The organism is Thiomonas islandica (assembly GCF_055383445.1).
Map to the genome: position 1 here is coordinate 1332787 of NZ_AP042391.1, position 20552 is coordinate 1353338.

Annotated in this window: 21 protein-coding genes and 2 tRNA genes; 6 read left to right on the top strand and 17 right to left on the bottom strand. The window is 64.0% G+C overall.

The genetic code is table 11. From position 1 onward, the window contains the following. Window positions 1–9: 9 nt before the first annotated feature. Genes ACZ47F_RS06415 through ACZ47F_RS06425 form a run of 3 tightly spaced genes read right to left on the bottom strand, consistent with a single transcriptional unit; the run spans window position 10 to window position 2804 of the window. Entirely contained in the window at window positions 10–1314 is a 1305-nt protein-coding gene (locus ACZ47F_RS06415) for an NAD(P)/FAD-dependent oxidoreductase (RefSeq protein WP_464926448.1), read from the bottom strand. A gap of 23 nt (window positions 1315–1337) precedes the next feature. Continuing rightward, on the bottom strand, window positions 1338–2153 hold the full coding sequence (gene folE2, locus ACZ47F_RS06420; protein WP_464926449.1) for a GTP cyclohydrolase FolE2: 816 nt from the start codon (window positions 2151–2153) through the stop codon (window positions 1338–1340). A 33-nt stretch (window positions 2154–2186) separates the two neighbouring features. After that, window positions 2187–2804 carry a glutathione peroxidase gene (locus tag ACZ47F_RS06425; protein ID WP_464926450.1) on the bottom strand — a complete coding sequence of 206 codons (618 nt, stop codon included), beginning with the start codon at window positions 2802–2804 and terminating at the stop codon, window positions 2187–2189. A gap of 200 nt (window positions 2805–3004) precedes the next feature. Between ACZ47F_RS06425 and ACZ47F_RS06430 the strand changes: the two genes are divergently transcribed. Then, window positions 3005–3979, top strand: a complete 975-nt coding sequence (locus tag ACZ47F_RS06430; RefSeq protein WP_464926451.1) for a MerR family transcriptional regulator — start codon at window positions 3005–3007, stop codon at window positions 3977–3979. 24 nt (window positions 3980–4003) lie between these two features. Here the strand turns inward: ACZ47F_RS06430 and ACZ47F_RS06435 are convergent, their stop codons facing one another. Then, window positions 4004–5395 (bottom strand): chloride channel protein, encoded by a 1392-nt coding sequence (locus ACZ47F_RS06435; RefSeq protein ID WP_464926452.1) that lies wholly within the window; start codon window positions 5393–5395, stop codon window positions 4004–4006. A gap of 171 nt (window positions 5396–5566) precedes the next feature. Between ACZ47F_RS06435 and rfaE2 the strand changes: the two genes are divergently transcribed. From rfaE2 to ACZ47F_RS06460, 5 genes are all read left to right on the top strand, one after another. Then, complete coding sequence (gene rfaE2 / locus ACZ47F_RS06440; RefSeq protein WP_464926453.1) at window positions 5567–6046, top strand: D-glycero-beta-D-manno-heptose 1-phosphate adenylyltransferase; 480 nt, start codon at window positions 5567–5569, stop codon at window positions 6044–6046. After that, a complete protein-coding gene (locus ACZ47F_RS06445; RefSeq protein WP_464926454.1) occupies window positions 6043–6525 on the top strand; it encodes an HAD family hydrolase in 483 nt (160 codons plus the stop codon). The genes rfaE2 and ACZ47F_RS06445 overlap by 4 nt, the downstream gene beginning before the upstream one ends. A 91-nt stretch (window positions 6526–6616) precedes the next feature. Beyond that, window positions 6617–6925, top strand: a complete 309-nt coding sequence (locus tag ACZ47F_RS06450; RefSeq protein ID WP_464926455.1) for an ElaB/YgaM/YqjD family protein — start codon at window positions 6617–6619, stop codon at window positions 6923–6925. Between the two features lie 8 nt (window positions 6926–6933). Next, window positions 6934–7320 carry a phage holin family protein gene (locus tag ACZ47F_RS06455; protein WP_464926456.1) on the top strand — a complete coding sequence of 129 codons (387 nt, stop codon included), beginning with the start codon at window positions 6934–6936 and terminating at the stop codon, window positions 7318–7320. Between the two features lie 8 nt (window positions 7321–7328). Continuing rightward, the gene (locus tag ACZ47F_RS06460; RefSeq protein WP_464926457.1) at window positions 7329–7730 is read left to right on the top strand and encodes a hypothetical protein; all 402 of its coding nucleotides are present in this window, start codon (window positions 7329–7331) and stop codon (window positions 7728–7730) included. Window positions 7731–8006: 276 nt separating this feature from the next. Here the strand turns inward: ACZ47F_RS06460 and ACZ47F_RS06465 are convergent, their stop codons facing one another. The 13 genes from ACZ47F_RS06465 to ACZ47F_RS06525 form a co-directional block, all read right to left on the bottom strand. Continuing rightward, window positions 8007–8852 carry a cellulose synthase subunit BcsC-related outer membrane protein gene (locus ACZ47F_RS06465; RefSeq protein ID WP_464926458.1) on the bottom strand — a complete coding sequence of 282 codons (846 nt, stop codon included), beginning with the start codon at window positions 8850–8852 and terminating at the stop codon, window positions 8007–8009. Window positions 8853–9093: 241 nt separating this feature from the next. Further along, window positions 9094–10380: an IS1380 family transposase gene (locus tag ACZ47F_RS06470; RefSeq protein ID WP_464926592.1), complete on the bottom strand. Its 1287-nt coding sequence runs from the start codon at window positions 10378–10380 to the stop codon at window positions 9094–9096. Continuing rightward, on the bottom strand, window positions 10266–11891 hold the full coding sequence (locus tag ACZ47F_RS06475) for a tetratricopeptide repeat protein (protein WP_464926459.1): 1626 nt from the start codon (window positions 11889–11891) through the stop codon (window positions 10266–10268). Before ACZ47F_RS06475 ends, ACZ47F_RS06470 begins: the two co-directional genes overlap by 115 nt. Window positions 11892–12037: 146 nt before the next feature. Next, a tRNA-Lys gene (locus ACZ47F_RS06480) sits at window positions 12038–12113 on the bottom strand. Window positions 12114–12174: 61 nt separating this feature from the next. Beyond that, window positions 12175–12250: transfer RNA gene (locus ACZ47F_RS06485), tRNA-Lys, on the bottom strand. Between the two features lie 25 nt (window positions 12251–12275). Further along, the gene (locus ACZ47F_RS06490; RefSeq protein WP_464926460.1) at window positions 12276–13061 is read right to left on the bottom strand and encodes a tRNA threonylcarbamoyladenosine dehydratase; all 786 of its coding nucleotides are present in this window, start codon (window positions 13059–13061) and stop codon (window positions 12276–12278) included. Beyond that, a complete protein-coding gene (locus tag ACZ47F_RS06495; protein WP_464926461.1) occupies window positions 13061–14176 on the bottom strand; it encodes a YeeE/YedE family protein in 1116 nt (371 codons plus the stop codon). Before ACZ47F_RS06495 ends, ACZ47F_RS06490 begins: the two co-directional genes overlap by 1 nt. A gap of 105 nt (window positions 14177–14281) precedes the next feature. Beyond that, window positions 14282–14935, bottom strand: coding sequence for a 7-cyano-7-deazaguanine synthase QueC (gene queC / locus ACZ47F_RS06500; protein ID WP_464926593.1), 654 nt, complete (start codon window positions 14933–14935; stop codon window positions 14282–14284). 47 nt (window positions 14936–14982) lie between these two features. Continuing rightward, window positions 14983–15834 (bottom strand): tol-pal system protein YbgF, encoded by an 852-nt coding sequence (gene ybgF / locus ACZ47F_RS06505; RefSeq protein WP_464926462.1) that lies wholly within the window; start codon window positions 15832–15834, stop codon window positions 14983–14985. Continuing rightward, a complete protein-coding gene (gene pal / locus ACZ47F_RS06510) occupies window positions 15831–16373 on the bottom strand; it encodes a peptidoglycan-associated lipoprotein Pal (protein WP_464926594.1) in 543 nt (180 codons plus the stop codon). The genes ybgF and pal overlap by 4 nt, the downstream gene beginning before the upstream one ends. A 66-nt stretch (window positions 16374–16439) precedes the next feature. Next, the gene (gene tolB / locus ACZ47F_RS06515) at window positions 16440–17756 is read right to left on the bottom strand and encodes a Tol-Pal system beta propeller repeat protein TolB (protein ID WP_464926463.1); all 1317 of its coding nucleotides are present in this window, start codon (window positions 17754–17756) and stop codon (window positions 16440–16442) included. 200 nt (window positions 17757–17956) lie between these two features. After that, a complete protein-coding gene (locus tag ACZ47F_RS06520; RefSeq protein ID WP_464926464.1) occupies window positions 17957–18742 on the bottom strand; it encodes a glycosyltransferase family 2 protein in 786 nt (261 codons plus the stop codon). Window positions 18743–19645: 903 nt separating this feature from the next. Further along, the gene (locus ACZ47F_RS06525) at window positions 19646–20551 is read right to left on the bottom strand and encodes a glycosyltransferase family 2 protein (protein WP_464926465.1); all 906 of its coding nucleotides are present in this window, start codon (window positions 20549–20551) and stop codon (window positions 19646–19648) included. Window position 20552: the final 1 nt, after the last annotated feature.

Consider the following 20552-nt stretch of genomic DNA (forward strand, 5'->3'; position numbering starts at 1 on the left):
CGCCAGTCCTCATGCGGCGATCACGGCCTGCGCCGGCAGTGCGTCGACCTCGCTGAGCAGCGCCTGCGCCGCGGCATAGCCGGACTTGAGCCCATCTTCGTGGAATCCGTAGCCGCACCAGGCCCCGCAGAAATAGCTGCGCTGCCTGCCCTGCAGTTCGGGCACGCGATGCTGCGCGGCGATCGCGGCCTGGTCGAAGATCGGGTGAGCATATTCCATGGTGCGCAGCACGGTGTGCGGCGCAGGCTCGCGCAACGGGTTGAGGGAGACCACGATCGGAGTCTGCGTGGGCAGCGGTTGCAGTTTGTTGAGCAGGTAATGCAGGCACACGGTGGGTGCCTGACCGGGCTCGGGCGCGGCGCTTTCGTAGTTCCAGGCGGCCCAGGCCTTACGCGCGCGCGGCAGCAGCGCCGTGTCGGTGTGCAGCAGCGCACGGTTGGGCTGGTAGCGGATGGCACCGAGCACCTCGCGTTCGTCGGCGCTCGGCGCGTCGAGCAGCGTCAGCGCCTGGTCGCTGTGGCAGGCGAAGATGACGTGGTCGAACCAGATCGCGCCGTCCCGGGTATGCAGTTCCACGCCGCTGTCATGCCGCACCACGCGCTGCACCGGGGTGTTCAGCCGGGCATCGGCAAAGTGGGCAAGGATTTTTTGCACATACTGCCGCGCACCGCCGCGCACCGTGAACCATTGCGGCCGGCCGTTGACCTGCAGCAGGCCGTGGTTGTCACAGAAGCGCACCAGCGTGGCCAGCGGGAAGTCGAGCATCTGCCCCGGTGGGCACGACCAGATGCACGCCGTCATCGGCAGCAAATACCAATGCACGAAGGTGTCGGCATAGCCTTCGCGCCACAGGTACTCGCCCACGGTCTGGCTGAGGTCGAGTTCGGCGTCGGGCAGGCGGGCCATCGCGGTGGCCTCGCGGTTGAAACGCAGGATGTCGCGTAGCATGCGCCAGAACGCTGCGCGGCCAAGGTTGCGTCGCTGCGCGAACACCGTGTCCAGGTTGGAGCCACTCCACTCGAGCATGCCGCCCCCCCGCAGCGGGGTCTGCACGGAAAACGACATGTCCGATGTCGCCAGCGGCACGTCCAGTTCTGCAAACAGCGCCTGCAGGCGCGGGTAGGTGCGCTCGTTGAGCACCAGAAAGCCGGTATCGACCGCAAACCGCGGCTGGCCTGGCAGGTCCACGTCCACCGTGTGGGTATGGCCGCCGAAGTGGCTGCCGGCCTCGAACAGCGTGACCTGGGCGTGATGGCGCAGCGCCCAGGCCGCGCCGAGACCGGAGATTCCCGTACCGATGATCGCAACGCGCATGATGTGTGGCTCCCGTGGGCGCTTCAGACCTTGCGCCCTTCCACCAAGGCATACGCCGAATGGTTGTGAATGGATTCAAAGTTTTCTGATTCCACGGTGTAGGCAGCCACGCGGTCGTCACGCTCCAGCGCCACGGCCACATCGCGCACCAGGTCTTCGACGAATTTGGGATGGTCGTAGGCGCGCTCGGTGACGTACTTTTCGTCCGGGCGCTTGAGCAGCCCCCACAGCTCGCACGAGGCGGCGGTTTCCGCGATGCGGATCTGCTCGTCCAGCCCGAGGTCGCCGCGCAAGGTGGCACCGATGGTCACATGCGAGCGCTGGTTGTGCGCGCCGTAATTGGAGATTTCCTTCGAGCACGGACACAGGCTGGTGACTGGCACCTGCACGATCTGCCTCAGTGTCAGCACACCGGCCTGTTGCGCCGCGTGCAGCGTGACCTCGTAGTCCATCAGGCTTTCCACCCCGGACACCGGCGCCGTCTTGCGTGCAAAGTAGGTGAAACGCGCGGTGATCGCGCCCTCGCTGGCCTGCAGGCGCATCAGCATGTGCTGCAGCAGCACACCGAGCTGCTGCGCGTCGAGCGGCTCACGGTGGGTTTCGAGCATTTCAATGAACCGCGACATGTGCGTGCCCTTTACCTCGGGCGGCAGAGCCACCGTCATCTCGAAGGTGCCTACACTGGGCTGCACGCCTTGCGCGCAGCGGATCTGCACGGGGTAGCGCACACCGCGCACGCCCACTTGCTGGATGGCGATGTTGCGGCGATCGGGTGTGGCCTGCACATCGGGCAGGGTGATGGTTGTAGCCTGGGCAAACAGTTTTTCCGGCGCGTTCATGGGGTGCCTTTCAGTGAGGGAGGGTGGGCGGATTCAGGGGTTCTGCGCGAGCAGAGCCTTGATCTTGGCGACGAACTCCTTGTTCTCTGGGGTGGTGATGCTCGGATACACCCCTGCCACCTTGCCGTCACGTCCGATCAGGTACTTATAGAAATTCCACTTGGGCTGCGTGCCGGTGGCCAGGATGAGTTGCTCGAACAGCGGGTTCGGCTTGGGCTCGGTCACGTGCGAAGGCGCGAACATCGGGAACTGGACGTTGTAAGTGTCCTTGCAGAAAGTGGCGATCTTGGCGTTGTTGTCCATTTCCTGATGGAAGTCATTGGACGGAAAGCCCAGCACCACCAGACCTTGCTTGCCGTATTCGCGGTAGAGCGCCTCCAACCCTTTGTACTGCGGGGTGAAGCCGCAGTAACTTGCGGTGTTGACCACCAGAATCACCTTGCCGGCGTACTGGCAGAGGTTTTCGGGCTTGTCATCCTGCAGGCGGGGGAAGGTCTGGTTCAGCAGGGCCGGACAGGTGGCAGCTGCGCTTGGCGCAGCAGGCTGGGCCGCCTGCGCGGTCAGGCCGGGAGTGAACAGCGCTGCGGCAACAGCAAGGGCTGCGGCCAGACGGGATACAGGGAAGACAGGCAAAGACAGTTTCATGGACATCTCCTGGTCGAGGACGGTTTTGTCTTGGACAATGATGCTTTAGTTCTGGTGACATCCAAAGCAAGCCTTGTTTTGTCCTAGACAATGATGGGGTTATCGTTTGCGCAGTGCCGGGCTGTCTTAGGACATACGCGGATAATGTCGCATTGGATTCGCGACCGCGATCTCGGCGCCTGTCCAGGACAAACAGCTCTACATCGATGAACGACCGCACACTCAACACCACCTTGCTTCTGGGTATCGCCGCGGTCGAGCGCGACACCGGGATCGGCAAGGACACGCTTCGGGTGTGGGAGCGGCGCTACGGCTTTCCGCAGCCACAACGCGATGCCTCGGGAGACCGGCTCTATCCCCTCGAGCAGGTCGAACGCCTGCGGCTGATCAAGCGGCTGCTCGACGGCGGCCGCCGCCCGGCGCAGGTCGTGCCGCTACCGATGCAGGAACTCGTCCTGCTCACGCGCGACATTGGCGCCAACGCCCAGGCCGCCACGACAGGTCACATTGCAAACCCTGCCCGGGTGGGCGCACATGCCGAGGCAGTGGCGCACTACCTCGCGCTGCTCAAACAGTACGACGCCGAAATGCTGCGCCGCAGCCTGCAGCAGGAGGTGATGCGGCTGGGGTTGGCCCGTTTTGTCACCGAGGTGGTCGCGCCGCTCAACACTGGGGTGGGGGATGCCTGGATGCGCGGCGATCTAGAGGTGTTCGAGGAGCATCTCTATTCCGAAATCATTCAGCGCGTGCTGCGCACGGCCATCGGCACCATTCCGCTAGCCGACGCCGCACAGTCGCGGCCGAAGATCGTGCTGACCACGGTGCCGCAGGAGCCGCACACGCTGGGGCTGCTGATGGCCGAGGCCATGCTGGCGCTCGAGGGCTGCCGCTGCGTGCAACTTGGCGCCCAGATGCCGCTGGGCGACATTCTCAAGGCGGTGCAGGCGCACGGCGCCGATGTGCTGGTGCTGAGCTTCTCCCCCATCCTGCAGACCGCGCAAGTGCTCGATGCGCTGGCCGAACTGCGCAGCCGCATGCCTCAAGCGGTGGAGATCTGGGTCGGCGGCTCGAATGTCGCGCTGCGCAGACGCCTGCCCACAGGCATCCGTGTGACCGCGGCGCTGGGCGACCTGGGCCAGAGCGTGCGCGACTGGCGTGCGCGGCACCAGGCCAGCAGTTGACCCGCGGCGCGCTGCGCGCCAGCCTCAGTTGCGCGGCGATTGGTCGCCCGGTTCCGGCTCGGTCGCAGCAACTGGCTGTCGCCCGGTGATGGCGTCGAACAACGGGTTGCGGCCACCGGCTTGGTCCTTCAGTCCGAGCGCCTCGGCATACACCGAGCGCTCGCGCAGCAGACTGCCAATTACCGACGCCGCCACGCAAGCCGGCATGGCCGCGAGCACCACGTTGTAGTTGCGCGTGATCTCGAACACCATGATGGCCGACATTGCCGGCGCGTGCGTAGTCGCCGCCAGCAGGCTGCCCATGCCCACCAGCACCCACAGCGCCTGCGCATGCGTGGCATCGCTGAGCAACAGGGTGTGCTGCACCATCAGGCCGATGGCGCCGCCGAGCATCAGCGTGGGCGTGAGCACGCCGCCGGGAATGCCTGCCGCGCTGGCTGCGGTCACTGCAATGATGCGCAGCACGAACACAAGCACCAGCGTGGAAAGGGCCCAGTGATCGACCAGCATCGACTGCACCACACTGTAGCCATTGCCCCAGACCTCCGGGCGAATTGTCGACAGCAGCCCGATCAGCAACCCGGCCAGCCCCATGCGCAGCGGCAGAAAGTTGATCAGCGGCTGGTAGCGCTTGCGCGCGGTGTCGAGCAGCCACAAAAAGGCCGGGCCGAGCAACCCGGCGAGCAGGCCGATGAACAACGCATCCAGCAGATCGGCAAAACCCACCACCGGGATGACATGCGACAGGTACAGCGGCCCTGTGGCGAACAGTGCCTGCGTGGTGAGTTCACCCATCACCGCAGCTACCAGCACGGCGGCGATTTCGCGCAGCGCCAACCCGCCGAGAATGATTTCGGCAACGAACAGCGTGCCGGCAATCGGCGCGTGATACGCCCCAGCAAAACCCGCCGCCGCGCCGCAGGCCACGATCAGGCGGCGGTGCGCCGCGTCTGTCTTGCCGATGCGGCCCAGCAGTGACGACACCAGCGCCGCGAACTGGATCATCGTGCCCTCGCGGCCGATGGTCACACCGCTGCTCACCCCGACGAGCGATGACAGCGTGCGCGTGAGGTTGGGGCCGAGCGGCAGCACACCATCGCCCACCCGCACCGCTTCCATGTATTCCGGCCCGCGCGGCCGCTTGATCCAGCGATGTCCGGCCCACATCACCAGCCCACCCAGCGTCGCGCCCACCGTGGGGATGAGCACCCGCGCCCACAGCGGCAGCCCGGCAGCCGCGGCCACAAGATGCTCCTGGTCCGAGTACAGGCGCATGATGGCGTACATCGCCTGGCGAAATCCCTCCACCGCAGTCGCGCTGATGAAGCCGACCAGTGCGCCGACCAGGGTCATGGGCACCATCGGGTCGAGGTTGTGCCAGAACAAGCGCAGGCGGCCTGACAAAGCGGAGGACACGGGACGACTCGCTTTCTCGATTCAGCCCGGTGTGGCGAATCGATCGAAAAATACATTGAAATTGATCAAAATCATATCGACATCGGGTTGATGCAGGCGTGAGAAAACGTGAACGCCGCAAGGCCCATCTCGCACGAATCGGCAGAGTCACTCGCAAGGTAAGCTCCGGCCATGCATTTTCTCGACAAAATCGTTACCCCCGACCAGCTCGATGCCCGCGTGGCCGCGTTGCCGCGGCCTGTGGTGTTCACCAACGGCGTGTTCGACATCCTGCACCGCGGCCATGTGATCTATCTCGCGGCGGCGCGGGAACTGGGCGCCAGTCTGGTGCTCGGGCTGAATTCTGACGCCTCGGTGCGCCTGCTCGGCAAAGGGCCCGAGCGCCCACTCAACCCGCAGGACGACCGCGCCGCGGTGCTGGCCGCGCTGGAAAGCGTCAGCCTGGTGACGCTGTTTGAAGAGTGCATGCCGTTGGCGCTGATCGAGCGATTGCGGCCGGACGTCTACGTCAAGGGGGCAGATTACGCCATCGACACGCTCGAGGAAACCGCGCTGGTGCGGACCTGGGGCGGTCGCGCCGTGGCGATTCCGTTCGTCCAGGGGCGTTCGACCACGGCGTTGGTGCAGCGCATTCGCGAGTCGGCCCGATGACCTGCGCAGAGCCCTCCGGCCTGGCAGTGGCCATACCCGGCGCAGAGCCGCTGCGCCTGCGGCATCTGCTGATCGATTTCAACGGCACCCTGGCCCACGACGGCCAGCTGATCGCAGGCGTCACCCAACGGCTGGTGGCGCTGAGCCGCGTGTTGGAGGTGGAGGTACTCACCGGCGACACCTACGGCACCGTGGCACAGGCCCTGTTCGGGCTGCCGGTGCGTCACGCCGTGGTGCATGGTGGTGCGGACAAGACCGCGCGTGCCGCCAGTCTGCTACCCGCAGGGGTGGCGGCAATCGGCAACGGCCGCAACGATGTGGATATGCTGCGCACCGCCACCCTGGGCGTGGCCGTGCTCGGCCCGGAGTGCAGCCATGCCCTTGCTCTGGCCGCCGCCCGGCTGGTCGCGCCTGACATCCTCTGCGCGCTCGATTTGTTTTTGCATCCCCAGCGCCTGGTGGCCGGCCTGCGGCCCTGAACGTCGTTGCGCTGGATCAGCCGTTGGTCAGCGAAGCGGTTTAACATGGGTTACAGATCGTCTCGTTCTGTCTACCCAACAGGAGTCCACCATGACCAAATCCGTGCAAGAAAGAGAAATCAAGTCCGACGTGGCGAAGGTCATCGACGACGCTGAGGAACTGCTCGCACAGGCTGCAGCCAGCACTGGCGAGCAGGCGGCCGAACTGCAGCGCCGTGGTATGCGGCTGCTGCGCCAGGCGGCTGAAAAGGCGCAAGACCTGCAGGACACGCTCGTCGAGCGCAGCAGGGCTGCCGCGCTGGCCACCGACGACTATGTGCATGACCACCCGTGGAAGGCCATCGGCATGGCCGCTGCAATCGGCTTTGTCGCAGGTCTGCTGATCAACCGCACGCGCTAATCGGCCAGATGGCACAAAGCACCGAGCCCGACGGGCTGGGAGTAGCCTGGCAGCGGCTGCTGCGCAGCGCTGGCACCCTGCTGCAGAGTCGGCTCGAGCTTGCCGCGATCGAGCTCGGCGAGGAACGTCAGCGGCTGCAGGCGCTGCTGCTGCTCGGTCTGCTCGCCGTGCTCTTCGGCCTGCTGGCGCTGGGCGGCTTCACTGCCCTGCTTGTCATTCTGCTCTGGCCACTGGGTCACTGGCAGGTGCTTTCTGCGCTGACCTTGCTCTACGCTGGCGTGGCAGGCTTTTGTGTGGTGCGTCTGCGCGCTGCGATCCACAACGCGCCACCGCCGTTTGCCGCCACCCGCGCCGAGCTCGCCAAGGACAGCGCCGTCTGGCGCGCCCGCTCCTGAGATCGGCTATGCCCGAACACAAGCCGGATCCATCCAGACCATTGCCCCCGGCCGTGCGCAAGCAGATTCTGCTGGCCCGCATGGCGGTGGAACGGGTGGAGTTCGTCCAGGCGTTCGAGCAATTCCGCAGCCAAGCGCGTCCCGCTGCGTTGCTGCGTCACGCCGTGGCCGCAACCGGGCTGGGGGCTCTGGGGGCATTCAACCCGGTGGGCGCTGCGTTGGGTCTGCTGCGCTTCACCCGTGGTCATCCCTACCTCGGTTCGCTGCTGGGCTCGGCCGCATCCTTCCTGCTGCGCCGGCGTGCGGGACGTGCCGTGTTGTGGCGGCTACTCAAGCTCGGCCTTGCCACCGGGGTCCTGCTCGTGGCAGCCCGCCTGCTGCAAGCCGGTGCCGTGCGCAAGGAGCGCTGAGAAGTTGTGAAGATGTCGTCGCAAGCGGCCTGCTGTCCATGCGCACGGCGCGCAGGGTCCAGACTATCCTTCTGATCAGCGAGACCTGAGCACCGCGCTTTGCGGCCAGCGGGCCGCGCAACAGAAAAATTCACAACTTCTGAGTAACCGCGCCTCCGACATCAAACAAGCCCAGGCCAGCCAGGGCATCTCGTGATGTGTGACCGGCTCGACCTGTCGACCGACGGATCCGCCGTCGCTGTCAAACCCCTGTGCCTGCGGCAGCGCTTTGGTGATCTATTTCACCGCAGGTGGAAGATCGCTGCCATAGAGGGCCCGGCGCGTAGAGAAAAAGTAGCGCAGCCCCAGATACACCGACCGGTCTTGATAGGCGGGTCCGGTGCGGAGCTGGGCGCTGGCTTCGACTGCCCAATGCGGGCTGAGCAGCGCGATGCCCTGGAGCGCGGTGCCGCTGCCCAGGCCGCTGCTGCGACTGGCGGCTGCTGGCGCGCAAGGGGGGACAGCCAACGGCGGCGGCAGCGCGAAGCAGGCGCTGGCGTCTTGCTGCACCGACTGCCAGCCCGACTGCAACTGACCGGCGAGCACCCAGGGCCTTGCGTCCTGTGTCTGAAAGACCGCTTGCAGCCCGACGCTGGTGTAATGCTGCGGGCTGAAGTAACCCCCCTGGCCCCAGGTGAAGCCGGAAAGATTGCGGCTGTCATGCTGATACGCCACTGCCGGGCCCACACTCAAAAACCGCAACCCCGGCAGCGCAAGATCGCGCGTCAACGCCACGCTGGCCGACACTTCGTCATTGGAGGCGACGTGCTGTCCGCTGAGTCTTGCAAGGCGCAGTTGCGCGCTGCCGTTCCATTGCGGCCAAAGCGTCTGGTATCCCCCTGCAGACAGACCGCTGCGCATCACGCGACCCCAGGCCCTGCCAGTTGCCGGGTCGCGTAGGCCGGTCAGCGATAGCACGGAATCGTCGACAGGCTGACGCTGCAGGGCGATGCGCCAGTCGTGATCGGTGCCGATATCGCGCCAGCCAATGTCTGCAGTCCAGGTCGGCGCGACCGCGCCGCCTGTGGGCGTCAGGCCGATCGACCCACTCCAGCCCACTGGCCCCAACGACCGCCAGTGCACGGAACCACTGAGGCCGACGCGCTGCGTTTTGGGCGATCCCAAAGCCCCCGGCTGCGTGCTGCCCACTAGCCTGGATATTTCATGAGTGGCCGCGCCGACCAGGTTTGTGGCCGGGAGCGGCCGTGGTGAGGCGATCGAGACGGGTGAGAGGGCTCACGGCGGGGCCTGGGGCGAGCGCGGGACGCAATACCCCCTTACCCCCGTTGTTGGTCAACGTGCCGGGGACAGCACTTTTCGCGGCTCAAGGGGCCAGGGCGTGGGCGGCGCTGAGGAACACGTGCTTGAGGGGATGGCTGGAGGCCAACAGCAGGCGCACGCGGCGGGTATTGCGCACGACGGCCGCGCCGATCTTGAGCAGCTTGATGCGGATGGTGGCCGCGCAGGCACGCGCGAGTTCGGTGCCCTGCGGCGCGCGCCGGCGCAAGTGGATGATGAGCGTGTAGGCGAAGGCCGCCAGAAGCAGGCGCAACTGGTTGGCGGCGAAGCGATGGGCGCTGGCGCGGCGGCCGAACAGATCGAGCTGGGCTTCCTTGATGCGGTTCTCGGCCTCGCCGCGCGCGCAGTACAGGCGATCGTAGAGCTCGGCGCAATCGCCGCTCAGGCTGGTGACGACGAAGCGGGGATTGGGCCCCTGGGGGCCATGTTCGAGCCGGGCGATCACGCGCCGCTCGCGCTCCCAGCTTCGCGCCGCGTAGGTGAACTCGCCGATGAGCCGCTGCTTGGTGCCCATGGCCTGGTCCTGCTCGGCCAGGGCCAACTCGGCGATGGCGACCTGCCACAGCAGCGTGGGGTTCTTCGGCAGCCCGACGATGTAGTCGATGCCCCAGGCGTCGAAGCGCCTGAGCGCACGGGGGCGGCAGAACCCGGAGTCGGCGCGCACGATCAGACGCACGCCGGGCCACGTCTGGCGCAGCCTGCGCGCCAGCAGCTTGATGAGCGCACTGAGCACGCTGGCCGGGTCGCGCCAGCTCGGACGCAGCACGCACGCCAGCATGTCCTGGCCGCAGAACACGTACAGCGGCAAGTAGCAGTAGCTGTCGTAGTGGAAGTGGAAGTGCGCGCCTTCCTGCTGTCCGTACAACGGCACGTGGGTGGCGTCGATGTCGAGCACCAGCTCGCGCGGGGCTTCGCCACGCCCGGCGATGAACGTCTCCAGCAACACCCCATGCAGCGCCGCGGCATGCGCGGGCGTGGCCGAGCGCTCCAGGCGGCTGAACGTGGGGGCCGACGCCAGCTCCTCGGCCCGGCCCACCGCCGTCTGCAGCGCCAGGTCGCGACGCAACGTGTTGTGGTCCGTCACGTCCTCCCAGCCGCAGCACAGGCCGTAGATGCGCTGCGCCAGCAGGCTGTGCATGCTGTGGCGAACACTGGCGGCGCGACGGCCGTCGGCGAACACTCTCGCTGCCGCGCGCGTCAGGCCGATGCGCTCATCAAGCTGCCGCAGCAGCATGACCCCGCCGTCGCTGACGATGTCGCCGCCATCGAACGCGGCCTGCACCACGCGACGCCCGACACGCCCAAACTCCACCGTTCCCTCGGTACACTTTGGCATCGGCCGCTTCCTCCTTTGTTCGTCACGTTTCGAGTCTCCATACCTCTGAAACGCACAACCGGATCAAGCGGCCGACCTCTTTGCTCGCGAAATATCCAGGCTAGTGCCGTAGGTGGCGTGGCACCCGCGCTGAGCTGCCCTGCTGCGATCTGCGCATCCCAGGCGCCAAGGGCATTGGTCCACCGCAGTTGCAGCGCGGGGGTCTGGCGCGAGAGCAGCTGACTCGTGCCAGCGCTGCCCGATTTGCTGCGCGTCGCAGCGCCGATGGCGATGCTGGCTCCTGTCGCCCCGTCCAGCGCCGGATCGGCCTGGGGATCGAGTTCGGCAGCATCGCGTGCCAGGCCCAGATCGCGCCAGTGCAACGCACGTTGCCGTCGCACCAGCTCGGCGAGCGCACCAGGTTGTGCGGCAAGGGTCTGTAAGCGTGCGGTCTGCCGGCTTTTTTCCAGGCTGAGGTAGAGCCCTTGCGCCAGATCATGGTCGAGCGGCTGGTCGCGATACAGCCTTGCAAACGCGTCTGCAGCTTCGGCGGCATCGCCAGCTTGCAGTAGACTCCAGGCCAGCAGGGTGCGCAGATCGGCGCTGTCCTTGCCCAGAGCGATGGCCTGGCGCAGCCATGACACGACTGCCTGAGGAGCATTCTGCTGCCGGGCACGCAGCGCGAGTTGCACGGCCACATCGGCGCGCGCGCCTTGCAGCGCGGCATCCCCCTCTGCTGCAGCAAACGCGGCTTGCAGCTGTCCGGCTTTCTGCAGGGCGTAAAACCGGCCCTGGTGCGCCGACTGGGCTGTGGTGTCCTTGGTCAGCGCCAGCTCGAACCAACGCGCTGCGTCGGTGAACCGTTGGGCCCGGTATAGCGCCCAGCCGATGCGGGTGGCCAGCGCCACGTCCGCACGCTCGCGAATGGCCTGCGCATGTGCATCCAGCAGGTCGAGCAAAGGCGCCTGGCTGTGCTCCTGCTCATCGGCTGCTAGAGCGGCCTGCAGCTGATCCCACCAATGCGGCGCGCCCGGTTCACCCGCGTTTTCCGGCGCAACCGCCTCGGCGTATGGTGCAGACGCGGCAGCCAGATGCAGCTGCGTGTCGAGCTTGAGCTGCAGCGGCGGCCACGGCGCGACGCTGTCGGGCATGGTCGGGCGTGCGCCTGCGTGGGACGCGTGCCGTGTTTGCCGCGGGATCTGCGCGGTCGCCTTGACGGCGGACGGAGTGGCGGGCGCGCCGGCCTGCGGCTTGATCGCCGTGTTGCGGCTGTTGCCGAGCGGCGGGAGGGGGAGCCCGGGCAACCGCACGCCGGCTTGTGGCATCTGTTCGATCCGGATGTTGCTTTGCGGTAGATGCACCACCTGCGCCATGGCCGCAGCGGAACCATCGAGTACATAGGCCAGCATGGCCACCAGGCACAGCACAGACGAGCGCTGCTGACGGTGCGCCAGCCGTGTGGACCGCCAGGCGGCCGCATCGATCCGCATCATCTGCACCTCACGCATCACGGGCGGGCGGCTGCCGCTTGCACCGCGGTCAGACTGGCCGAGTCGTCATGACCTTCCAGAACAGGGGGCATGGTGGTGACGCAGGGCAGGACAGGGCAGGCGACACAAAGCCCGCGAAATAGCGGGCTTTGTGTCGATTTTGTTGGTGGGTTGTGACAGGCTCGAACTGTCGACCTACGGATTAAGAGTCCGCTGCTCTACCAACTGAGCTAACAACCCAAAGCGTAGTTCAAAATGTTAACCGACGCGAAGACTCGGCGCTGGCTCGTTATGCCGTTTGTGGTGGGTCGTGCGTGACTCGAACACGCGACCAACGGATTAAAAGTCCGCTGCTCTACCGACTGAGCTAACGACCCGGGAGCTGAAAAATCAAGCCGGCAATCATAGCACGGCGTCCACGGCACGCGCCGCCAGCATCATGCCCATCGATGCGGTGACCATGACACTGGAGCCAAACCCCGCGCAGTTCAGGCCGCTACGCGGCGGTGTGCCGCGGGCGATGAGGCGATCGCAGGACATGCTGGCGGGGCGGACGATGGGTTCCCGGCTGAATGCGCAAATCACCCCGATGCGGCCAGCGCGCGGCGCGCCATGCTGGCGTCGCAATTGATAGCGCACCTTGGACAGCAGCGGATCACAGGTGACTTCTGCCAGATCGGCACATTGCAGCGCGTCAGGGTGGCGTTTGCCGCCGGCAGCGCCGGCCATCAGGACGTGCTGACGCCGCTGCAGGCACAGCGCTGCCACAGTGACCTTGGCGCGCACCTGGTCGCAGCAATCGAGCACCACCTGGGCATCGGCCGGGATCAGCGCCGGGGCGTTGTCGATATCGACGAAGTCCTCGATGCACACCACATCGCCCTGCGGATTGATTTGGGCAAAACGCTGCTGCAGCGCAAGCACCTTGGACATGCCCAGCGTACTGTCCAGCGCCTGGATCTGGCGGTTGATGTTGGACTCGGCCACATGATCCAGGTCGATCAGGGTCAGGCGTCCGATGCCGCAGCGCGCCAGCGCCTCGGCGGCCCAGGAGCCCACGCCTCCGACGCCGATGACCACGGCATGCGCCTGGGCGATACGACACGCGCCTTGCTCGCCGTACAGCCGGGCGAGGCCGCCAAAGCGTCGGTCGGGGATCGCTTGGGTTTGCAGGGCGGGCGTGTCCATCAGGACATGCGCTCCACGCGCCAGGCCTGATACTTCACCCCCAGCACCGCACCGCCGACGATGGACAGAAAGGCGATCCAGCTGGTGATCGATAGGGTCGACACTCCGCTCATGCCTTGGCCGATGGTGCAGCCCAGCGCGGTGACCCCACCCACGCCCATGAGCGCACCGCCGACGAGGTGGTTGGCGGTGTCCCCCACGCCGTGAAAGCCCTCCCAGCGGAATTGGCGGCCGAGCAGCGCCATCGCGGCCGACCCGGCGATCACCCCGAACACCGAGACGATGCCTAGCGTCAGCACATTGCTTGCATCGCTGTACATCATGAACCAGAACAGGGTGTAGGCCAGCGGCGCGACAAAGCTCAGCGACTCCATCTTGTTGTTTTGCGTGCCGAGGTACGCCGCCTGCAGGGTCTGCGGATCTTCGGCCAGAAAGCCGAGCTTGCCGGAGACGAACCAGACACCGACGATGATCGCACCCAGTCCGAAGCCGGCGAGCAGATTGTTTGCCGTGCGGAACTCGCGCGCGCTCAGCGCCCAGCCGCCCAGCAGCAGACTCACGCCCAGCCCGAACGTGGCTTGCAAGCGCGGCAGCGGCAAGCCGGTGAGGTGGGAAAAAATGGCGGGCAAATCTTGCGGGGTCGACAGCTGCAAGCTGATCTTGTCGAGCACATGTACCCGCACTTCGGCGGTGATGCCGCGCAGGGTGATGTAGGCAAACACGGCGATCATGAGGAAAACCACGACTGCCTTGAGATTGCCCTCGCCGATGCGCACCAGCGTCTTGCTGCCGCAACCCGAGGCCAGCACCATGCCAAAGCCGAACATTAGCCCCCCCACCAGCGCAGACAGCCATAGCACCCGCGGGGTGGTGTAGATGGTCTGCGCCGCATCGATCAACCCCATGGCGGCCAGCAGATTGAAGCCCAGGGTGGCCGTGGCGATCGCTAGCACCCACATGCGCATGCGCGTCCACGAGCCCATGTTGACAATGTCGCTGACCGAACCCATCGTGCAAAAGCGCGTGCGCTGCGTGATGGCGCCAAACGCCACACTGAGCGCGAAAGTGGCCCACAGCACGGTGGCATGAAGGGCGGCGATGGAAGACGACGACATGAGACGGTTGGGCAAACAAGCGGCGCTGCATGATTGCAGCAACGGATCATTATTGTTTCACGCGCCCTGCAGCCGGTGCGCCAGCGTAGGTTTTGCGCCCGGCGCTCAAAGTCGGCCGGGAGGCTGGTAGCGCGTGGGGTCGGGCACACCGGCGTCGGCAAAGCCCTTGGCACGAAGGCGGCAGGCGTCGCAGCGGCCGCAGGCACGGCCCACGGCATCGGCCTGATAGCAGCTCACGGTGAGGGCGAAGTCCACGCCCAGGCGCAGCCCGGTGCGGATGATCTCGGCCTTGCTCAAGTGAATGATCGGGGCGTGGATCTGCACCGGGCGGCCTTCTACCGCGGCCTTGGTCGCCAAATTGGCCATGCGCTCGAACGCGGCCACATAATCTGGCCGGCAATCTGGATAGCCGCTGTAGTCCACTGCGTTGGCGCCGTAGAACACATGCTGCGCGTCCAGCACCTCGGCCCAGCTCAGCGCCAGCGCGAGCATCACGGTGTTGCGTGCCGGGACGTAGGTCGAGGGAATGCCCGCCTGCCCACCAGCGGTGGGCACGGACGCGGTCGGGTCGGTCAGCGCCGAGCCGCCGAAACGCGCCAGATCGAGCGAAATGATCTCGTGCCGGACCGCGCCTAGAGCGGTCGCCACAGCCCGCGCGGCCTGCAGTTCGGCGCGGTGACGCTGCCCATAATCAAGCGACAGGGCAAAGGGCCGGAAACCCTGTTCACGCGCCAGGGCCAGCACGGTGGCCGAGTCCATGCCGCCTGAGAGCAGCACCACGGCCGCGGGGGCGGCGGATGTCTTGGTCACTTCAGCTTGGCCAGGCGATCGCGCGCTGCCTGCGCGGCTTCGGATTGCGGGTAGGTTTTCACCAGCGTGTTCAGCGTCTTGCGCGCCGCGGCGATTTGCCGCATCTCGATTTGGCAGTTGGCCAGCCCCAGCATGGCCTCGGGCAGCCGCGGGTTGTTGGGGTTGCTCTGGATTAGCCCCTGGAACGTGGCAATCGCGTCAGGGTATTGCTTTTGCGCGAACTGGGCATTGGCCAGCCAGTACTGAGCGTCGGCATTAAATGGGCTGATGGGGTATTGCGCCAGAAAAGCCTTGAGCTGCGTGGCGCTGCCGGCAAAGTCTCCATTGCGAAACGCCGCCAGGGCCTGATCGAACGCGGCTTTTTCCGCGGGCTGTACGGTGTAGGTCTGACCGTTGATCTGCACCTGCACGGGTTCGAACGGCTTGAGGCGCTGGGTGAGCTGCTGCTGGCTGGCTTGCAGCTTGCTGAGCGCGTCGTTGAGCTGCTGGGTGGCGGCGTCCTGCTTGCCCCGCAACTGCGCCATTTCACTGCGTAACTGCTCGATCTGGTTGGACAGGTCGAGCAGGGAGTTGCGGATTTGCTGGATTTGCTGGGCCTGCTGCGTGAGCTGGTTTTGCGTGGCCTGCTGGTTCTGCGCCACCTGGCTGCGCAGGTCGAGGATGGCGCGCCGGGCCTCGTTGTCCGGGAAGATGTCGGCCCGGGCCGGCGCGGCCAGCCCGGCACTCAGACCCGCTACGAGCAGCGCCACGGGGATGATGCGCCGCGCCCGCTGCAGCGGCGCGGGAACGACGCAGCGCGCCAGTTGCAGCGGTGTTTCTGTACCGCCGGGAGGAGTCAGGGGCATCATCGCTGGTAGACGATGTCGACCCGACGGTTTTCGGCGTAATCCGCCTCGGTGTTGCCCAGCGCCTTGGGTTTTTCCTTGCCGAAACTGATCGCTTCCATCTGCGAGGGCTTCACACCCAGCAGTTCGAGGGCCTTCATCACGGCATCGGCGCGCTTTTGCCCGAGGGCCAGGTTGTATTCACGGCTGCCACGCGCATCGGTGTTGCCCTGCAACTGCACATGCGCCTGGGGATGCTGGATCAGATAGGTGGCATTGGCATTGAGCACCGGGGTGTATTGGCTTTCGATGGTGTAGCTGTTGAACGCGAAATAGATGCTCTTGGGCACGTTGGGGCCGGGGCCTGCGTTGGTTTCGGCCGGCGCCTGCACCGCAGCGACCTGGTTCTGCCCGGTGCCACTGGCGTTGGCACCCGCAGTGCCACTTTCGACGGACGTGGGTGTCTTGGACTCGACAGGAGCCTGCTTGACAGGGACAGGCGAAGCACAGCCGCCAAGGGCCAGCGCGGCAGCAAGTGCGGTGAAAACCAGGGTAGAGCGCATGTTCACGTGATTCTCCGATCGAAGCGTAGTGGGAGGGTTAGGGGAAAAAGCGAAAAGCCGGGCAGCTCAGCGATCGGGCGTCCATGGCCCCCAGCTGGGTTCGCGGACCTGGACGCCAGCCTGCGACAGGGTGGTACGCACGCGACCGTCGATGGAAACGGTCTTGAGCACCTCACCGTTGCGCCCGCCAGCAGAATAGACCACGATCTGCCCATTTGGGGCGAAACTCGGGTGACCGCAGTCGCTGCCATCGTCGAGCATCTGTGTGGAGTTGGTCGCGAGGTTGATCGACCAGAGCTGATAGCTGTTGCCCTGCTGCGAGATGTAGGCTAGGGTCTTGCCGTCCGGGCTAATGGCCGGGCTAACATTGTAGCCGCCGCTATAGGTGATGCGCTGCGCGCTGCCGCCGCTTAGACCGACCTTGTAAATCTGTGGCCCGCCGTCGCGGTCACTGACGAAGTACAGGTTTTGACCGTCTGGGGAGAAGGTCGGCTCGGTGTCGATGGAGTAGGAACGCATCAACTGCCGCGGCGTGCCTCCGGTGCTGGGCATCAGGTAGATCTGCGAGCGACCGGTGAGCGTGAGCACCACGGCCAGCGTGCCACCGTCGGGTGAGAACGCCGGGGCGCTGTTGCTGCCCTTGAAATTGGCCACCGCGCGCCGCGCGCCGCTGCGCACGTTCTGCACGAACACCACAGGCTTACCGGTTTCGAACGAGACATAGGCCAGGTCTTGCCCGTTGGGCGACCAGACCGGCGAGAGCAGCGGTTCGCGACTGCGCAGCGCGGCCTGAGGATTGGCGCCATCGCTGTCGGCGATGTTGAGCGCAAAATTGTGCTGCCCGGCCTTGGTGATGTAAGCAATGCGCGTGGCAAAGACGCCGCGCTGCCCGGTGAGTTTTTGGTAGATGTAATCGCTAATCTTGTGCGCCGCCAGCCGCAGATCACCAGGCAGCACGGTGAGCGCCAGACCGCCGAGGTCGGCCTGCTTGACCGCGTCCCACAGGCGGAACTGCAATTGCCAGCGCCCGTCCGCCTTCTGCATCACACTGCCGCCGGCCACTGCTTCCAGGTTTTGCGATCGCCATGCGGGGTAGTTTGGCGGACCTTGTTCAGTGAGCGTCTGATCGCCCAGATTGCTCACCGCGAACAACCCACTGCGCGTCAGATCGGCGCGGACGATGTCGGCAATGGGTTGCGGGCAACGGCTCGGATCACTGAACACTCCGATGCCCACCGGGATTTGTGTGGCGCCGATGCCCGAGACATCGACCTTGAACTGCGCCTGCGCCGAGTTGGTCAGTGCGGCGGGCCCGACAAAAGAAGCCGCTCCGCGAACAAGCGAAGCAGAGAGAGAACCTAAAACAAAGCGGCGTCGCTGCATGGGGGTGTCGGTAAAAGAGCTGGGTTGCCTCAGCCAAACCGAAGACAACACAACGGTGGAATTCTAAGAAGGGCGAGAGCCCTGCCGGAGTAAAAATTCGCAAGTCTTGCTGCGATGCGCAATTGAAACAGAGCAGGAAGTCAACAAACAGAGTAGGGAAAGGGGGGGATGGTTCCGCCTCTTCGGCAGGCAGCGCTCGATCATGGGGACAACTTCTTATCGGTGATAGGGCGCTGCGCCAGCCATAGCTTCAGATAGCGATACCAGGTCTCATGGGCGATGCTACACGCAAGCACAAAACCTAAGCGCCCATCGAGAAAACCTCGTCGAATCAAATAGGTGCGTATGAACGCCCATAAACTTTTGCCGAGGGCGGTAGCCAAGCTGGCTCGGCACCCTCGCGTGGCCAGCTTTTCTGCACCAGCGCTGGAGTAACGGTTCATCTTTTCCAGTACATCGTCGAGCGAGCGATAGCTGATGTGGATTAGATCGTTGTGCAACTGACCGACGCGTCCATGAACCTGCAAAGATTCGTGAACGATGTCATCAGAAAAGCGAGCCTGACCCCGTCGGAATAGCCGCACCACACGGTCTGGATACCATCCGCCATGCCGCATGTACTGCCCGCAATAGCTCGACAGGCGTGGAAGAGAGAATGCGTCCGGCGCATCGGCGCGTTGCACCGCAGATTGAATTTCCTCTGCCAACGCAGGTGTTACGCGCTCATCAGCATCAATCGAAAAAACCCAGTCTCCCTGGGCCAAATCGAGAGCGCGGTTTTTCTGTGGGCCGAAACCGGGCCAATCCTTGGCGAGAGTGACTTTTGCACCCATGCTGCGAGCAATGTCCACGGTGCCGTCGTTGCTGCCGCTGTCAACAATTACCACCTCGTTGCACCACGTCAAGCCGACGAGACATTCTTCAATGTTGCGGCGCTCGTTGTGCGTAATCAGGATGGCGGAAATGGGTGAGGGGGATTGCAGCATGCCTGACGAATGACGTTATTGATTATCTTGCAATTTTTCTGCCTTCGGGGTATATCCTCCGGGAAACGTCTCCCACGCCGAAATATCGCCCAATGAAAAATTGCCGGCCACGCCATAAACCATGCGTTTGAATCTTCCTAGCATCGTTGGAGATGGTATTGCAATATTATCTCCTCCAGGCAGAGCGCTGCGCCCAGATGGTTCCGCTTGAATTCTCCCAAAGTTAAACCCCATTTAGTCACGAAAGTTCTGGCACCACGATTTCGGCGAACACGAGCAGTGCTACGGCACGCAAAATGATAAATCCGGCTGTCGCCAATCACAGCATAATGACGACAGCCCACAACCCAGAACTTCATCATCAAATCATCTTCGCTGCCATGTCAGGGCTCAGTTCAAGGCTATAGCCCCCTATCATGTGCCACCAGCGCTTGCTGACTTCACTAACAGGCCGTTGAAAAACTACTGCGGTGGGCCATCTGCGGTGTTGCACGGTGCTCGCTCCCTCGCCTATCTATTTGATATGTCTCGGTCGCTGCGCGCCGTGCGCCTTGCATCTGGCCATCCTCGCGACGTTTTTAAACGGCCTGCTCACTGGTGAAGCCCGCCCGGCGATAACGTCACGAGGATCGGCGCGGTATTTGGCCAGCATGCGGGATTCATGAAATGACTCTACTGTATCACCAAAATTCTGCACGATGGTCAGATCGTTGACCGTTTTGTTAGGTATCCAAAATCATGATTTCGTCGCACTACTTCAGTCTGGCCAGGCACGCGGACAGGTGATGTGCCACGTTGCAGGTAATCAGAATGGAAGAAACAGATTGCGCGGTGGCTAAATTTGATCTGTGTTCAGTGTCTACTGCGGCTCGCAGCGTTTCACTTACGTAAATAAGAGAATGTTCATGACATCCCCTTTCCTGGGTTCGGGTTCCACGAAGAGATGTCCTTGAAGGGGTGCCCCGCCACCAGTCCGTAAATTGCTCTCTTGAGACGCCCCCGCCAAGTCGGAAGAGGCAAGCAGCCATCAAGGCCAACGAGAGCGCAGGCTGCAGATTTGCTGTGGCGGTCGAGGTAGTTGCGTTTAAACTCACGTTGGGTGATGCCCCACTTCAGAACAAATTCCCTGGAACCCATGTTCTTTTTGATTCTCCCGGTGCTTCTGCATGCGAAATGATAAATCCGACTTTGTCCTACGACGATGTATCGGCGAATGCCAACAGTCCATAATTTAATCAGGAGATCATCGTCGGAACTCATGCCTGGACTAAATTCTAGGCTGTAACCACCAACCATCGTCCACCAGCGCCTCGAAATCAGCGTGGGTTGTGAAGCGTGACCGGGCATGTCATTTCTCTCCACGCTGTGGAAGTTCTGGAGCAAAGAAGATTCATCGAATTCGCGCGGGTTTTTTCCGTAATTCTCGACGATGACATGTGGATTTCCTGTGTCGGTTGGCTCGATGAGTAGCGAAGAAAGAAGAATTCGGTCATCATTGTTGGCTTTGATCTTCTCGATCAGCGCGGTATCCCACCCTGGGCAGCAATACATATCGTCGTTCATGTATAGCAGCCATTCTTCATGAGCCATCCCTGCCAAATGATTCACCGACAGGCAGACTCCGATGTTTTCGGTAGAGTGGCTAAAAGCGAAACCATGCTTTCTAACCCAATCGAGCGTGCCATCGCTTCCGTCGTTGACATGAATGATGATTTCGTGTTCGATGGAGGAGTTTTTTATTATGCTGTCGATGCATAATTTCAAATAATCTAGATTATTCCAAGTTGGGATGAGAATGCTGAATTTCATA

What these genes read in the sequence shown, in the direction of transcription:
- rfaE2 (WP_464926453.1), top strand. Translation starts at nt 5,567, where the DNA reads ATGCATTTTCTCGACAAAATCGTTACCCCCGACCAGCTCGATGCCCGC.
- ACZ47F_RS06475 (WP_464926459.1), bottom strand. Translation starts at nt 11,891, where the DNA reads ATGCGTGAGGTGCAGATGATGCGGATCGATGCGGCCGCCTGGCGGTCC.
- queC (WP_464926593.1), bottom strand. Translation starts at nt 14,935, where the DNA reads ATGGACTCGGCCACCGTGCTGGCCCTGGCGCGTGAACAGGGTTTCCGG.
- ACZ47F_RS06450 (WP_464926455.1), top strand. Translation starts at nt 6,617, where the DNA reads ATGACCAAATCCGTGCAAGAAAGAGAAATCAAGTCCGACGTGGCGAAG.
- ACZ47F_RS06455 (WP_464926456.1), top strand. Translation starts at nt 6,934, where the DNA reads ATGGCACAAAGCACCGAGCCCGACGGGCTGGGAGTAGCCTGGCAGCGG.
- ACZ47F_RS06445 (WP_464926454.1), top strand. Translation starts at nt 6,043, where the DNA reads ATGACCTGCGCAGAGCCCTCCGGCCTGGCAGTGGCCATACCCGGCGCA.
- ACZ47F_RS06415 (WP_464926448.1), bottom strand. Translation starts at nt 1,314, where the DNA reads ATGCGCGTTGCGATCATCGGTACGGGAATCTCCGGTCTCGGCGCGGCC.
- ACZ47F_RS06495 (WP_464926461.1), bottom strand. Translation starts at nt 14,176, where the DNA reads ATGTCGTCGTCTTCCATCGCCGCCCTTCATGCCACCGTGCTGTGGGCC.
- ACZ47F_RS06460 (WP_464926457.1), top strand. Translation starts at nt 7,329, where the DNA reads ATGCCCGAACACAAGCCGGATCCATCCAGACCATTGCCCCCGGCCGTG.
- ACZ47F_RS06525 (WP_464926465.1), bottom strand. Translation starts at nt 20,551, where the DNA reads ATGAAATTCAGCATTCTCATCCCAACTTGGAATAATCTAGATTATTTG.
- ACZ47F_RS06520 (WP_464926464.1), bottom strand. Translation starts at nt 18,742, where the DNA reads ATGCTGCAATCCCCCTCACCCATTTCCGCCATCCTGATTACGCACAAC.
- folE2 (WP_464926449.1), bottom strand. Translation starts at nt 2,153, where the DNA reads ATGAACGCGCCGGAAAAACTGTTTGCCCAGGCTACAACCATCACCCTG.
- pal (WP_464926594.1), bottom strand. Translation starts at nt 16,373, where the DNA reads ATGCGCTCTACCCTGGTTTTCACCGCACTTGCTGCCGCGCTGGCCCTT.
- ACZ47F_RS06430 (WP_464926451.1), top strand. Translation starts at nt 3,005, where the DNA reads ATGAACGACCGCACACTCAACACCACCTTGCTTCTGGGTATCGCCGCG.
- ACZ47F_RS06490 (WP_464926460.1), bottom strand. Translation starts at nt 13,061, where the DNA reads ATGGACACGCCCGCCCTGCAAACCCAAGCGATCCCCGACCGACGCTTT.
- tolB (WP_464926463.1), bottom strand. Translation starts at nt 17,756, where the DNA reads ATGCAGCGACGCCGCTTTGTTTTAGGTTCTCTCTCTGCTTCGCTTGTT.
- ACZ47F_RS06425 (WP_464926450.1), bottom strand. Translation starts at nt 2,804, where the DNA reads ATGTCCATGAAACTGTCTTTGCCTGTCTTCCCTGTATCCCGTCTGGCC.
- ybgF (WP_464926462.1), bottom strand. Translation starts at nt 15,834, where the DNA reads ATGATGCCCCTGACTCCTCCCGGCGGTACAGAAACACCGCTGCAACTG.